Genomic DNA, 14,129 nt, shown 5'->3' with positions numbered 1-14,129 from the left:
GGGTAACTCGCTGTGAACCTGTGTAAAGATTTCTATATGAAAAATCCAGCCTAATATTGCCAATAATGAAACACAACAAAGTACAAAAGCAATATACCTGATAAACTTTTGATAAAGATTCACTTTTACCATACCTATATTTAAAGTGGAATTTAATTTTAAAGATAGTAATTTATTTATTACATCTGTTAAAATTAATAGCTATAACCCTTAAAAATAAAGGCGTTTTTTAAGTTTATCAAAAACATTTATTTATTCAAAAAATAATTAACTGATTTGATGAATAATATAGAATGTTTACATAATTAATATTTCCTGTCGAATGAGATAAAGCTATACTATTTTATTACTTGTTTGTATTAAAGCACATTTCCATCATTTTATACAATTCCGGATGCTTACGTTTTAATAAATCAGGGCGTTCAAAGAAATACTCTGAAGCCACTGCAAAAAATTCTGCCTGATTTGTACCTGCATATTCACGTATGTCGGACTTATCATCATTAATAGCTTCCATTTTTTTATGTATCAAATCTAACCACGGTATTGCATATTGGTGTCCCAGTAGTTTTTCGGGCACCCCGTCTACAAGTCCGTCCATTTTATCAATTAAATGTACAAACTCGTGTATACCTGTATTCCCTTTATCTGTAGTATTAGAAAAACCGTGATATAAAGCTTTTCGGGACAAAATCATTTGGTTTTCAAACCTGCCTGTCCCTACCAGTCCGCCTATATTACGTGATTGGGCTGTATCGGCAAATTCAAGATCTTCATTAAAGTAATCAGGATACAGCAATACACCACTAAGGTTATAATAATGCCATTCGGTAAAACCAAAAACAGGAATAACCGCACTACAGGCCACAAGTATTTTATCTAAATCTGTTACCTCAAGCTGTACACCTTCAATATAAACTTCGCTAAGAAACTGCATAATACGTTTTTGAAATTCGGTTTGCCTCTCAGGTGTAAGGTTTCGGTAAAACAATACATTATCCAACAATAATTGGTGCCAATGTGGCGGAAAAGGTTTTGCAACAGCCTTTTTAGGCTTTTTAAGAATAAAGAAAAGTGCGATGATTATAATTATGGTAACAGGTATGATATAGTTCATGAATGCTTATTTGCCATAAAGATAGTATTAAGATTGGTATACTAGGAGAAAATAAGTTTCCATCTGCATCAAACTCTGTTTACGCTTCTTAACAATTGTTATCGTCTAAAAAATAATACATACCGAATTTTGCTCAATAACTAAAAAAAGATAAAATGAAAGCAGAAGAACTTTTACCCGATAATCAAAACCAAATAACCATTAACGGACAGGAAATACGAAAAGGAAGTATAGGTGCTTTTCTCCTAAACTGTAAGGCAGTAATGAAACTGGATAAAAACTCAAATGAGTATAAAACAACTATGAATACCATTAAAGAACAGGCGCTTGTTTTAGAGAAAATAGGCTTGTTTGAAGTTTTTGAAATAAAAATACCCGAAATAAGAGAGGCTTTAAAAAACTCATAATAAACACGTTACAAACTACCTTTTCAAATAAAAGCATTCCTTTTTTTATATTAAAAAAGGATAAAGTGTTTTGATATGTAATTTATTTGTTATAATGTTGCATTAAATATGACAACAAATATCCTAAATAACAACTGGTGGTGGTTTACAATAAATATTGTGAACAGCTAAGTTATTATATATACTCAAAGGATACCAATATACACGGGCCCGCTGTTCACTAACAGCGGGCTTTTTGTTTTTAATTCACTCCTAAATCCTACAATATGAACACAAAAAAGATGTATTCATCCTATAAAAAAATCTCGTCAGATACGCTGACGCCCATACAGGTATACCTCAGGGTACGGGATAGTTTTGAGAAACCGTTACTACTTGAAAATTCTGAGATATTAAACAGGAAACACGGTTACTCGTACATTTGCCTTAATCCGCTTTCAAGTATCCAGATAGAAGGTAAAGCCTTCTACATAGATAATGAAAAGGTTGACAGTAATCAAAGTATAACCGACTTCATTTCAAACTACATTAAATCTTTCGGTGTCGAAAAATTCGATTTCCCTTTTACTTCAAACGGACTGTTTGGATATACCGGATATGACACAATACAATATGCCGAAGACATTAAACTTAGTAAATCGGGCGAAAGCATACCTACCCTTTTCTATGCTATTTATCAGTATGTTTTGGTTTTTGATCATCAATATGATGAGCTTTATATCTTCTCTCACCACACAAAGCAGGAAACAGCTGAAAGTAACCTTGACAATATCAGCTCACATATAGTAAACAAGCCTGCTAACGTATACGACTTTTATACCATAGGTACTGAAGAAACCGAGATTGATGACAACAGTTTCAAAGACATGGTTAGTACCGCAAAAAAACACTGCCTGCGCGGAGATGTTTTTCAAATGGTACTTTCCAGAAAATTCACCCAGCATTTTAATGGAGATGAGTTTAACGTATACAGGGCTTTGCGTAGTATAAACCCTTCGCCTTATCTTTTTTACCTGGATTACGGTAGCTTTAAACTGTTTGGGTCATCTCCCGAATCTCAGATTATCGTAAAAGACAACAGGCTTACAGTGCATCCTATAGCCGGAACTGTAAAACGAAGTGGCAACGAAACCGAAGACTTCATGGCTGCTGAAAGACTGAAAAACGATCCTAAAGAAAATGCCGAACATGTTATGCTTGTCGACCTTTCCCGTAACGACCTTAGTAAAAACGCTACCGGTGTTACCGTAAACTACTATAAAGAACTTCACTCCTATTCCCATGTCATCCATATGGTATCGGAAGTTTCGGGAGAGCTGAGAGAAAACCATCAGGCATATAACGCCTTACTGGATGCCTTTCCTGCCGGTACATTAAGCGGAGCTCCTAAACACAAAGCTATGCAGCTTATCCATGAGTATGAAACATCGGGGCGTAGTTTTTACGGTGGCAGTGTGGGGTACATCGATTTTAATAATCAAACCCAGCACGCTATTATTATCCGTTCGTTTTTAAGTAAAAACAACATACTGCACTATCAGGCAGGTGCAGGTATAGTACATTCATCCAGTGAAGAAGGCGAACTGCAGGAGGTAAACAATAAGATAAACGCGTTAAGAAAGGCTATCCAAAATGCCAATTCAAATAATAATTTAAAAATGATTAATAAAACAGAAGATGAAACGGTTGCTAATTTTAGATAATTATGACAGCTTCACTTACAACCTTGTTCAGCTAGTAGAACAGGTAAGTGATATGGCGTTTGAAGTACACCGAAACGATAAGATTGACCTTGAGGACATAAATCGTTTTGATAAAATACTTTTGTCTCCCGGCCCAGGTATTCCCCGTGAAGCAGGTTTACTGCCCGATATTATTAAAACCTACGGTAAAACCAAAAGTATTTTGGGGGTTTGCCTTGGGCTACAAGCTATTGGTGAGGCTTATGGGGGCAAACTTAAAAATCAGGAACAGGTATATCATGGTATTGCTACAGCCATTACTATCACTAATCTCGATACTATTTTTAACGACTGCCCTAATAGCTTTTTAGCCGGACGTTACCACTCATGGACCATAGACAACAACTTTTTACCCGATACACTTGAAGTCACAGCTACAGATGACAAGGGGAATATTATGGCCATAAAACACAAAACACTGGATGTTCGCGGTGTTCAGTTCCATCCTGAATCTGTACTGTCTCAATACGGTAAACAGATACTTCACAGCTGGCTTAGCGCCTAACTCTTCCCCTCCATATAACTAATCGGCTGAAGCCAAAAAAATAAAGGTGATTTACTCACCCCGGATAACTATTGTCTAAACTTAAATTCACTAACATGAAAACATATTTGGAAAAACTATATCATTATCAAACACTTAGCAGTAACGAAGCTTATAATGCACTGGAGCAGATTGCCACCGGAAAGGCAAATCCCAGCCAGATTGCATCGTTCATCACAGTATACCTAATGAGAAGTATGACAACCGAAGAGCTTAACGGATTTAGCAATGCCCTTTTACAATTATGCATCCCTGTTTCCTTTGATCAGGAAGTTATAGATGTTTGCGGTACAGGTGGCGATGGTAAAAACACTTTTAATATCTCTACCATTACGGCACTTATAGTATCTACCTATGGAGTACCTGTCGCAAAACACGGTAACTACGGAGTTTCATCTATAAGCGGTTCGTCAAATGTATTGGAGCATTTAGGGTACACGTTCACCAATGATATTGATGTTCTTAAAAAACAAATGGATAATTATAACATCTGCTTTTTACATGCCCCATTGTTTCACCCTACGCTAAAACACGCAGCTCCGGTAAGGAAAGAACTGGGTATAAAAACCTTTTTCAATATGCTGGGTCCTTTAATTAACCCTGCATTTCCCAAGAACAGGATGATTGGTGTATACCATGCCGAAATAGGCCGTAACTACCACTATCTGTTACAACAACAGGAATGCAAATATGCCATAGTACACTCTATTGACGGTTATGATGAAATCTCTACTACGGGCGACTTTAAACTGTTTAGCCGTAAAGGCGAAGAGCAAATCAGTATGCGGAACCTTACCATTCCTACAGCTTCACCCGAAGCATTATTTGGAGGGCACAGTGTAAAAGAGGCTGCCGATATTTTCATCAATATCATTAAGGGCGAGGGCACAGCTGTACAAAACAACACCATTGCGGTAAATGCGGGTATAGCGATTGAGTCGGCTACCGGAAAAGACAGGCTTGAAAGCATTACCCTAGCCAGGGAAATTATAGAAAGTGGCAAGGCATACCACACATTTAAACAACTTATAAGCAGCAATTAACATGGATATTTTAAATAAGATAATTGAAAATAAAAAGAAAGAAGTAGTTGAGAGAAAAGAACTCTATCCAATAAAACTACTGGAAAGCAGTATTTACTTTGACAGCCCCATAGTATCGTTAAAACACTATTTACAGTGTAAGGACAGAGTTGGTATTATAGCCGAGATTAAACGTAAATCTCCGTCAAAAGGTAATATAAACCCTTATGTAGATGTAGAGAGAATATCTATTGGCTATATGCAGGCAGGTGCCAGTGCTTTATCCATACTTACAGATGATGTTTATTTTGGCGGAAACAACAGCGATTTGACAACCGCCCGCAAGTTTAACTACTGCCCTATTTTAAGGAAAGATTTTATAGTTGATGAGTACCAAATTATTGAAGCTAAATCTATTGGTGCCGATGCCATACTGTTATTAGCTAATGTGCTCACTAAAGAAGAGTGTAAAATGTTCACTACCCTTGCCCATCAGCTTGGTTTAGAGGTACTATTGGAAACCCACACCATTAACGAACTGGACTATTACTTACCGGAAACAGATGTTTTGGGAATAAACAACCGGGATTTGAAAACCTTTACAGTTGATATTGAACGTTCCTTAAAACTTGCAGCTCATCTACCGGATAATGTTGTAAAAGTATCTGAAAGTGGGATCAAAACAGCCGATGATATACTATTACTCAAAGAAAACGGATTTAACGGTTTCCTTATTGGAGAACAGTTTATGAAGCACGCAAAACCCGAAAAAGCCTGCCACGAACTTATCTCTAAAGTACAACATGCTTTAAGCCTTAAAACTGTTGGTTATGAAAATTAAAGTATGTGGGTTAAAAGACCCGGCTAACATAGTACAGATTTCAGGTTTGGAACCTGACTATATGGGGTTTATTTTTTACATAGAATCAAAAAGATATGCTTCCCCAACTATTAATGAGGAAGTAATAGCAAAAATCCCAAAAACTATCAACAAAGTTGGGGTTTTTGTAAATGAAACTGAAGAAAACATTATTAATCTGGTTAAAAAATACGGTTTGGATAGCGTTCAGTTGCATGGTGATGAATCGGTGCAGGTATGCAAAGAAATCCAAAAACATGTTCCTGTAATAAAAGCCTTTGGGGTAAATAGCTCATTTGATTTCAATAGCTGTAAGGAGTATGAGGGATTCGCCGACTTATTTCTGTTTGACACATCTACAGAAAGTTATGGCGGTAGCGGAAAACTATTTGACCACGACCTGCTTAAAGGGTATCATTTAGAAACTCCGTTTCTAATAAGTGGCGGACTCAATCTTAAAACTGCTACCGCAATTATTGAAAACCTCATTCATCCCAAATGTATAGGTATAGATGTAAACAGCAGGTTTGAAAAGCCTAATGGTTTAAAGGATGTAACACTTTTAAAGCAATTATTCAGCAGAGTATGAAAACACAATATCATATAAACGACAAAGGATTTTATGGTGATTTTGGCGGTACCTACATCCCCGAATTACTGTATAGTAATATTGAAGAACTTCTTCAAAACTACAGGACGGTACTAAATGACGAGAAATTTAAAGAAGAACTTAAAACTCTGTTAAGGGATTACGTAGGGAGGCCTAGCCCACTTTACTATTCTGGTAAACTTTCACAAAAATACGGTGCACAAATCTACCTAAAACGAGAGGACCTTAACCATACAGGTGCCCATAAAATAAACAACACCATAGGGCAGATATTACTGGCAAAACACCTTAACAAAAAACGCATTATTGCCGAAACAGGTGCAGGACAGCATGGTGTTGCGACCGCTACGGTATGTGCTTTACTGGGACTTCCGTGTATTGTGTATATGGGAGAAACAGATATTAAAAGACAAGCTCCTAACGTTGAGAAAATGCGTTTATTAGGTGCTGAAGTCCGTCCTGCCCTTAGCGGAAGTAAAACCCTGAAAGATGCAACAAACGAAGCCATTAGGGACTGGATCAATAACCCGGAAGATACTTATTACATCATAGGATCGGTAGTGGGACCACACCCCTATCCTGATATGGTAGCTCAATTTCAGTCGGTAATAAGTGAGGAAATCAAACAACAACTAAAGGATAGAACAGGAAATCAAAACCCTGATTATGTAATAGCCTGTATTGGTGGGGGTAGTAATGCTGCGGGGGCTTTCTATCACTTTATAGACGAACCCGATGTAAAACTAATTGTTGCCGAAGCCGCAGGTAAAGGTATCGATACTAACCATACGGCTGCTTCTATCTCTATAGGTACTACCGGAATCATTCATGGGAGTAAAACCATGATGATGCAAACCCGCGACGGACAAATAGTTGAGCCTTATAGTATATCTGCCGGATTGGATTACCCCGGTGTGGGTCCTATGCATGCTCATTTAGCACAAACAGGCAGAGCTAAAGTTATTGCCATAACCGATAAAGATGCGCTGTCAGCAGGATATGAACTGTGTAAACTGGAAGGGATTATCCCTGCTCTTGAAAGTGCTCATGCTCTTGCCTGCCTTGACCAAATCTCTTTTAAGGAAGATGATGTTGTAGTCATAAACCTATCAGGTCGAGGCGATAAAGATTTAGAAACCTATACAAAACACTTACCTCATGGAAAACAGAATTGATTCATTATTTAAACATAAGTCGGGAACCGTACTGTCGGTATACTTTACGGCAGGTTACCCCAACCTGAACGACACCCTTGCAATAGCAAAAGAACTGGAGGCTAACGGCGTAGATATGTTGGAAATAGGTATACCGTTTAGTGACCCATTGGCAGATGGTCCTGTTATACAAAACAGCAGTAAAATAGGTATAGACAACGGAATGTGTATTGAACTGTTACTGGAACAATTAAGTACACTAAGGGAACATATCGCTATCCCTGTACTGCTTATGGGATATTACAACCCTATACTGCAATATGGTGTTGCCACTTTCCTGGAAAAAATAGCAGCTATTGGTATTGACGGACTCATAATACCCGATATGCCTATAGAAGAATATCAGGAGAATTATAAAACTGATTTTAAACGGTTAAACCTAAAAAACATCCTGCTTATTACTCCACAAACTTCTGATAGTCGAATAAGATACATCGACTCTGTGTCGGGAGGATTCATCTATGTAGTATCGTCATCCGCAACAACGGGAGAAAATAAAGGTTTTTCAGAAAAACGTGAAGCTTATCTCAGTAAAATCAGCTCCATGAAACTGAATAATCCTTGTGTGGTAGGTTTTGGTATTCAAAATAAAGAAGATGTAAAACAGGTAAGCAAATATGCTGACGGAGCAATTATAGGTACGGCATTTATTAAAGCCATAGCACAGGGAGAGCTCAAACAACAAATTACAAATTTCATTAAAACAGTAAGCCATGATACTACAGTTAGAACATAATACAGAACCAAAAGACATACTCTCCCTTACCGAAACCATAACTGGATTAGGGTATAAATCGACCCAAGTAAAAACACAACGGGAAAATTATCTTATATGTATTGGTAACAAAGAAATAGACATAAGGCAACTAGGGCATTTACCTGTTGTGAAAGATATACACCATGTTTCCGATCAATACAAACTGGTTTCCCGCAAATGGAAAACCAACTATACATCAATAGCTTTAGGGAATGATGTATATATTGGTGGTGAAGAGAAAACCATAATAGCAGGTCCCTGTTCCATTGAAAGCGAAGACCAGGCTGAAAGTATTGCAGAACACCTCTCACAGCAAGGTATTAAAATAATGCGTGGCGGTGTGTTTAAACCCAGAAGTTCGCCTTATGCTTTTAGAGGATTGGGCATTGAAGGAATGAAACTATTTCACAATGCCTGTAAAAAAAGAGATATCAAAATTATTACCGAAGTAATGCAGGCCTCACAAATTGAGGAACTTTATCCGTATATAGACATCTTTCAGGTGGGTGCCCGCAATTCCCAAAACTACAATCTGCTGGATGCACTGGGGGAAAGTGACAAGCCCGTTATGATAAAAAGGGGAATAAGCGGTAGTATTGACGAACTGTTATATTCTGCCGAATATGTATTTAGTGCCGGTAACGAAGATATTATTTTATGTGAAAGAGGTATCAGGACTTTTGAAACCAGCTACAGAAATACCTTTGATATTAACGCCATACAGGTTTTAAAGGATAAAACCCATTTACCTATACTTGCCGATCCTTCTCACGGTGTAGGAATAAGAGACTATGTTCCGGGTATTGCACTGGCAGCTCTTGTTGCCGGAGCCGACGGTGTGATATATGAAGTACACCCTACTCCGGAAAAAGCACTGTCTGACGGACAGCAAACACTTAATTTTCAGGAATCAGAAGCTTTAATTCAAAAAATTAAAGTATTAGAAAGGCTGTAATAGGCTAAAAGTTATATCAATTAAAAAAACATCTAAAACCCATAGTGCTTTAGATGTTTTTTATGTTTAATCCTTAGAAATTAAAAACAGATAATTATTTCTTTTTAAAAAGGGAAACTACTTTTTTAATACCGGTAATAATTGCTACAGTTACCAAACCGGCAATCAAACCGGCTGCTGTTTCTTTTACAATCGAGGGTAAATCAGGATATATATGATGCAGGTATTCTATATTATGAACAAATATACCTCCGGCAACTAAAACAAGCGCTATAGTACCTATTACTGCAAGGAACCTAATGGTTAAAGGCAAAAGCTTAATTAAGGTTTTACCAATAGCTGTAAAAAAACTACTTCCTTTAGAATATTTTATCAGTTTATAACCAGTATCATCCATCCTTACAATAACAGCTACAAGTCCGTACACACCAACTGTTGCCAAAAATGCCACAATAGTAACTGTTACAATTTGTATGGTAAGGCTTTTGTCTAAAACAGTACCCAGTGCTATTATCACAATCTCTATAGAAAGAATAAAATCGGTAGTAATGGCTGCCTTAATTTTGTTTTTCTCCATATCAACAGGAGTAACTTCTTTTACGTCAGCAGCTTCTTTATGGTCTGAATGATGGAAAAAATACTCTATTATTTTTTCTACCCCTTCATAAGCAAGATAAAATCCGCCCATTACCAAAATTGCTTTGATGGCAATAGGGAAAAATGTATTTAAAAGTAAAGCGATAGGAATTATTATCAGTTTATTGATAAGCGATCCCTTAGTTATAGCCCAAAGTACTGGCAGCTCTCTTGACGATACAAAGCCTGTAGCCTTCTCGGCATTAACCGCAAGGTCATCACCTAATATACCTGCCGTTTTTTCTGTCGCGACTTTACTTGCAACAGCAACATCATCCATAAGGGCAGCTATATCATCTAAAACTGCAAAAATACCTGAAGCCATAATTTATCTTTTAAAGAGGTGCAAAAATATAAATTTAGTAGTGCATTACTTAATTATTTTAATATTACAGTAAAGAAATTTCGATCAAAATGAGTAACTTAAATCATGTTATTAAAACAATTTCAACAATTTAACCTTTACAAAACCAACTAAATAAACGTTAAAATTAAATTTAAAATTCATTTTTAAAAGTATTACTATTATTTTTGCATGTAAATATTTCAAAAATGAGAATAGTACTATCCAATGTAAAGCTTATGATAAACGAAAATGTTTATCTGAAAGACCCCGAAAGCTCGGCACTGGGAAAAAAAATATTGAATGAAAGTATACTCCTTATTAAGGAAATAGGCTTTGAGGCATTTACCTTTAAAAAGCTGGGACAGCGTATTGAAAGTAACGAAAGTTCCATATACAGATATTTTGAAAACAAACACAAACTGTTGGTTTATCTTACCTCATGGTACTGGAGCTGGATGGAATACCGCCTTGTTTTTGAAACAGCTAACTTAACCAGCCCTAAAGACCGTCTTAATAAAACCATTGCATTATTTACAGAAGAAACTAAAGATGATGAATCTACCGAACATATTAATGAGGCACTGTTACAACAAATAATAATATCTGACTTTACTAAAACCTTACTTACCAAGGAGGTTGATGAAGAGAACAGAAACGGATTTTTTGTAATTTACAAAAGAGTAATACACCGCATTTCAGGAATAATTAAAGAAGTGAACAGCAGTTATCCCTACCCTGATTCGCTTGCCAGTACAATAGTTGAAGGAGCATTGCATCAGCATTTTTTAAAACAGCACCTAACATCCATCACTAATTGTAGTGATGAAATTTCTCCAAGTGATTTTTACCTCAATTTGATTAATAAAGTTTTAAACTAAAAAATATATGACCCCATTAAAACGCTTCTATAACCTTTTAAAGCTGGATAAGAAAGATATATACCAGATTGTTTTCTATGCAGCTTTCTCAGGACTAATAAGTATGTCATTACCTCTTGGTATACAGGCCATAGTTAATTTTATACAGGGAGGACAAATAAGTGTTTCCTGGATTGTACTTATTATTATTGTAACCCTGGGTGTGGCATTGGTAGGTATACTTACCCTAATGCAGTTAAGGATAACAGAGAACCTTCAGCAAAAAATATTCATCAGGTCTTCTTTTGAATTTGCTCACCGTTTACCTAAGCTTACTTTTAACTCCCTGTATGATAAATACCCGCCCGAGGTTGCCAATCGTTTTTTTGATACATTAACCATTCAAAAGGGTACATCAAAACTATTGCTGGATTTTACAACAGCTATATTACAGGTTGGACTTGGTTTGGTACTACTGTCGCTTTACCATTCGTTCTTTATAATATTTGGTGTATTACTACTTATATTGCTTTACATCATATTTAAGTTTTCGTTTCAGGATGGTTTAAATACCAGTTTAAAAGAATCTACCTTTAAGTATAAGGTAGCTTACTGGTTACAGGAAATAGCAAGAAACAAAAGCAGTTTTTCCCGTAAAAACAACTTTGAATATGCTCTTGATAAAAATGATAAACTGGTAAACAACTACATTTCTTTCAGGGAAAAGCACTTTAATGTAATTAAAAGGCAGTTTTCACAACTTATTGCCTATAAAGTATTCATAACCGCCGGGCTCCTTTCGGTTGGAGGTTTCCTTGTACTTAACCAGCAAATGAATATTGGTCAGTTTGTGGCTGCAGAGATTATTATACTTTTAATAATCAACTCTGTAGAAAAACTTATTTTAGGATTTGAAACCCTTTATGATGTACTTACAGCAGTTGAAAAAATAGGTGTAGTAACCGATCTTGAAATTGAAAAAAGTACAAAAAATACTAACATAGATTGTGTAGAAACCGACTATACATTAGAGACTGAGGACATGACATACAGGTACCCTGATAATGATAAAGACATCATTAAAAAGGTAAACATTAAAATAAATCAGGGAGAAAAGGTATTTATAACAGGTGCTAACAATTCAGGTAAAACAACATTAGTAAGACTGCTATCAGGATTCCTTTCTCCAAGCTCAGGTGTATTGTATATTAATGATAACATAGTAAAAAGATCTGAGGGTGAGTGTTACAAAAGCCATATAGGTGTTGTAATGCAAGAGGATACTCCGTTTGAAGGGACATTACTGGAAAATATTACATTCAATAACCCTAATATAAATGGTGAAGATGTAAAATGGGCGCTTAATGCCGTGGGTTTAACAACTGCTACAAAAAGGCTGCCTATGGGACTGGACACCCCTGTTAATGCTGACGGGAGACAATTAACCCAATCGATTATTCAAAAAATAATGATTGCAAGAGCTATTATAAAACGTCCTAAAATTCTTTTCCTGGAAGAACCTACCATTAGTATGGATGTGCAATCGGCTAAAAAAATAATCGACTTTTTAGTAAGCCCCGAAAACAACTGGACAATAGTTATTTCTTCGGTTGATGAATACTGGAAAAAAGCCTGTAAAAGGCAAATTGAAATGGAAAACGGACAAGTGATTAACGACATAAACATAAACGGCAATGCTTAATATATCTAACAACAATCCGGTACGCGTTGAAAACCCAACCGGATATGAAACCATTAAGGTGCTTAACAGCAGGCCTCATTATAAAATCCTGAACAGGATAATAGTACTTGTATGTCTTTTATGTTTTATTGGCCTGTTTTTACCATGGACGCAAAATATAAGAGGTACTGGTTCGGTTACCACATTAAAGCCCGATCAGCGTCCGCAAACCATTCATTCGGCTATTGCCGGAAGGGTTGAAAAATGGTATGTACAGGAAGGTGATTTTGTAAAAAAAGGTGATACTATTGTATTTATATCTGAAGTTAAGGAGAACTACTTTGACCCTAACCTTGTAGAAAACACAAAACAACAAGTAGATGCTAAAAAAATGGCCCGCAAGTCGTATGACGGAAAAGTACTGGCACTGGAAAATCAAATAGTTTCCCTAAACAACGAGTTAAACCTTAAACTGGAACAGGGACGCAATAAAATAAAACAGGCTCAGCTAAAAGTAAAAAGCGACAGTATGGATCTTGCAGCGGTAAACACTCAGTTAACCATTGCACAAACCCAATTTGACAGGGCTGTTACTCTAAATAAAGACGGACTGAAACCGTTAACCGATGTAGAGGAAAAGCGCCTTAAATTACAGGAAGCACAGGCAAAAATCATTACGCAGGAAAACAAGCTTTTAGGTTCTCGAAACGAGCTTATTAACTCACGTGTTGAAATAAATCGTATTAAAGCTGAGTATACCGAAAAGATAGCAAAAGCAAACAGCGACAAATATACTGCCATGAGCAGCCTTTATGATACCGATGCTCAGGTTACAAAACTGGAAAACCAGTATGTTAACTACAGCATCCGTAACGGGTTGTATTACATAAAAGCACCTCAGGACGGCTATATTAACAAAGCCTTACTTAGCGGTATTGGAGAAACTATTAAGGAAGGGACCTCTGTTGTGAGTATTATGCCGGCAGGTTATGACATAGCAGTAGAAACCTATGTAGACCCTATTGACCTTCCGTTAATTAAAAGAGGTTCTAAAATAAGGGTGTGGTTTGACGGTTGGCCTACAATTGTATTTTCCGGTTGGCCGGGTATATCATACGGTACCTTTGGTGGACGTATAGTTGCCATAGAAAACTTTATTAGTCCTAACGGAAAATACAGGGTACTTGTATCACCGGATGCCGATGAACAGGCATGGCCGGAACAGTTAAGTATAGGTGCAGGTGCACAAACCATCGCACTACTTGATAATGTACCGGTATGGTATGAAATATGGCGAAACCTTAACGGATTCCCTCCTAACTATTACAGTGCAAAAAATACAGATAAAGCCACAACAGCAAAGGATAACGAAAAGAAATAGG

At 36.6% G+C, this 14,129-nt stretch carries 14 protein-coding genes; 12 read left to right on the top strand and 2 right to left on the bottom strand.

Translation table 11 applies throughout. The features are described from left to right. Positions 1–346: 346 nt before the first annotated feature. Positions 347–1,117: a zinc-dependent peptidase gene (locus tag V3Z67_RS00255; RefSeq protein WP_330441425.1), complete on the bottom strand. Its 771-nt coding sequence runs from the start codon at positions 1,115–1,117 to the stop codon at positions 347–349. Positions 1,118–1,272: 155 nt separating this feature from the next. Between V3Z67_RS00255 and V3Z67_RS00250 the strand changes: the two genes are divergently transcribed. The 9 genes from V3Z67_RS00250 to V3Z67_RS00210 all read left to right on the top strand — a co-directional run bounded on the left by V3Z67_RS00250 (position 1,273) and on the right by V3Z67_RS00210 (position 9,227). Next, positions 1,273–1,524, top strand: a complete 252-nt coding sequence (locus V3Z67_RS00250) for a hypothetical protein (protein WP_330441424.1) — start codon at positions 1,273–1,275, stop codon at positions 1,522–1,524. A gap of 266 nt (positions 1,525–1,790) precedes the next feature. Further along, complete coding sequence (locus V3Z67_RS00245) at positions 1,791–3,227, top strand: anthranilate synthase component I family protein (protein ID WP_330441423.1); 1,437 nt, start codon at positions 1,791–1,793, stop codon at positions 3,225–3,227. Beyond that, positions 3,202–3,771, top strand: coding sequence for an anthranilate synthase component II (locus V3Z67_RS00240; protein WP_330441422.1), 570 nt, complete (start codon positions 3,202–3,204; stop codon positions 3,769–3,771). Before V3Z67_RS00245 ends, V3Z67_RS00240 begins: the two co-directional genes overlap by 26 nt. A 95-nt stretch (positions 3,772–3,866) precedes the next feature. After that, positions 3,867–4,853: an anthranilate phosphoribosyltransferase gene (trpD, locus tag V3Z67_RS00235; protein WP_330441421.1), complete on the top strand. Its 987-nt coding sequence runs from the start codon at positions 3,867–3,869 to the stop codon at positions 4,851–4,853. A gap of 1 nt (position 4,854) precedes the next feature. After that, complete coding sequence (gene trpC / locus V3Z67_RS00230; protein WP_330441420.1) at positions 4,855–5,673, top strand: indole-3-glycerol phosphate synthase TrpC; 819 nt, start codon at positions 4,855–4,857, stop codon at positions 5,671–5,673. Then, the gene (locus tag V3Z67_RS00225; RefSeq protein WP_330441419.1) at positions 5,663–6,280 is read left to right on the top strand and encodes a phosphoribosylanthranilate isomerase; all 618 of its coding nucleotides are present in this window, start codon (positions 5,663–5,665) and stop codon (positions 6,278–6,280) included. Before trpC ends, V3Z67_RS00225 begins: the two co-directional genes overlap by 11 nt. Next, positions 6,277–7,476 carry a tryptophan synthase subunit beta gene (trpB, locus tag V3Z67_RS00220; RefSeq protein ID WP_330441418.1) on the top strand — a complete coding sequence of 400 codons (1,200 nt, stop codon included), beginning with the start codon at positions 6,277–6,279 and terminating at the stop codon, positions 7,474–7,476. Before V3Z67_RS00225 ends, trpB begins: the two co-directional genes overlap by 4 nt. Further along, entirely contained in the window at positions 7,460–8,251 is a 792-nt protein-coding gene (gene trpA / locus V3Z67_RS00215) for a tryptophan synthase subunit alpha (RefSeq protein ID WP_330441417.1), read from the top strand. Before trpB ends, trpA begins: the two co-directional genes overlap by 17 nt. Beyond that, positions 8,229–9,227 (top strand): bifunctional 3-deoxy-7-phosphoheptulonate synthase/chorismate mutase, encoded by a 999-nt coding sequence (locus tag V3Z67_RS00210; protein WP_330441416.1) that lies wholly within the window; start codon positions 8,229–8,231, stop codon positions 9,225–9,227. The genes trpA and V3Z67_RS00210 overlap by 23 nt, the downstream gene beginning before the upstream one ends. A 94-nt stretch (positions 9,228–9,321) precedes the next feature. Here V3Z67_RS00210 and V3Z67_RS00205 read toward each other — a convergent pair whose 3' ends face one another. Next, the gene (locus tag V3Z67_RS00205) at positions 9,322–10,188 is read right to left on the bottom strand and encodes a DUF808 family protein (RefSeq protein ID WP_330441415.1); all 867 of its coding nucleotides are present in this window, start codon (positions 10,186–10,188) and stop codon (positions 9,322–9,324) included. Between the two features lie 227 nt (positions 10,189–10,415). Between V3Z67_RS00205 and V3Z67_RS00200 the strand changes: the two genes are divergently transcribed. Genes V3Z67_RS00200 through V3Z67_RS00190 form a run of 3 tightly spaced genes read left to right on the top strand, consistent with a single transcriptional unit; the run spans position 10,416 to position 14,128 of the window. After that, positions 10,416–11,087 carry a TetR/AcrR family transcriptional regulator gene (locus V3Z67_RS00200; RefSeq protein WP_330441414.1) on the top strand — a complete coding sequence of 224 codons (672 nt, stop codon included), beginning with the start codon at positions 10,416–10,418 and terminating at the stop codon, positions 11,085–11,087. 7 nt (positions 11,088–11,094) lie between these two features. Beyond that, complete coding sequence (locus V3Z67_RS00195) at positions 11,095–12,768, top strand: peptidase domain-containing ABC transporter (protein WP_330441413.1); 1,674 nt, start codon at positions 11,095–11,097, stop codon at positions 12,766–12,768. After that, complete coding sequence (locus tag V3Z67_RS00190) at positions 12,761–14,128, top strand: HlyD family secretion protein (protein ID WP_330441412.1); 1,368 nt, start codon at positions 12,761–12,763, stop codon at positions 14,126–14,128. The genes V3Z67_RS00195 and V3Z67_RS00190 overlap by 8 nt, the downstream gene beginning before the upstream one ends. Position 14,129 lies beyond the last annotated feature (1 nt).

It is taken from the genome of Flavobacterium sp. C4GT6 (genome assembly GCF_036347315.1).
Lineage (GTDB): Bacteria > Bacteroidota > Bacteroidia > Flavobacteriales > Flavobacteriaceae > Flavobacterium.
This window is presented reverse-complemented; position numbering and strand designations above follow the sequence as displayed.

What these genes read in the sequence shown, in the direction of transcription:
- trpB (WP_330441418.1), top strand. Translation starts at nt 6,277, where the DNA reads ATGAAAACACAATATCATATAAACGACAAAGGATTTTATGGTGATTTT.
- V3Z67_RS00250 (WP_330441424.1), top strand. Translation starts at nt 1,273, where the DNA reads ATGAAAGCAGAAGAACTTTTACCCGATAATCAAAACCAAATAACCATT.
- V3Z67_RS00210 (WP_330441416.1), top strand. Translation starts at nt 8,229, where the DNA reads ATGATACTACAGTTAGAACATAATACAGAACCAAAAGACATACTCTCC.
- V3Z67_RS00225 (WP_330441419.1), top strand. Translation starts at nt 5,663, where the DNA reads ATGAAAATTAAAGTATGTGGGTTAAAAGACCCGGCTAACATAGTACAG.
- V3Z67_RS00195 (WP_330441413.1), top strand. Translation starts at nt 11,095, where the DNA reads ATGACCCCATTAAAACGCTTCTATAACCTTTTAAAGCTGGATAAGAAA.
- trpC (WP_330441420.1), top strand. Translation starts at nt 4,855, where the DNA reads ATGGATATTTTAAATAAGATAATTGAAAATAAAAAGAAAGAAGTAGTT.
- V3Z67_RS00205 (WP_330441415.1), bottom strand. Translation starts at nt 10,188, where the DNA reads ATGGCTTCAGGTATTTTTGCAGTTTTAGATGATATAGCTGCCCTTATG.
- V3Z67_RS00240 (WP_330441422.1), top strand. Translation starts at nt 3,202, where the DNA reads ATGAAACGGTTGCTAATTTTAGATAATTATGACAGCTTCACTTACAAC.
- trpA (WP_330441417.1), top strand. Translation starts at nt 7,460, where the DNA reads ATGGAAAACAGAATTGATTCATTATTTAAACATAAGTCGGGAACCGTA.
- V3Z67_RS00255 (WP_330441425.1), bottom strand. Translation starts at nt 1,117, where the DNA reads ATGAACTATATCATACCTGTTACCATAATTATAATCATCGCACTTTTC.
- V3Z67_RS00190 (WP_330441412.1), top strand. Translation starts at nt 12,761, where the DNA reads ATGCTTAATATATCTAACAACAATCCGGTACGCGTTGAAAACCCAACC.
- V3Z67_RS00245 (WP_330441423.1), top strand. Translation starts at nt 1,791, where the DNA reads ATGAACACAAAAAAGATGTATTCATCCTATAAAAAAATCTCGTCAGAT.
- V3Z67_RS00200 (WP_330441414.1), top strand. Translation starts at nt 10,416, where the DNA reads ATGAGAATAGTACTATCCAATGTAAAGCTTATGATAAACGAAAATGTT.
- trpD (WP_330441421.1), top strand. Translation starts at nt 3,867, where the DNA reads ATGAAAACATATTTGGAAAAACTATATCATTATCAAACACTTAGCAGT.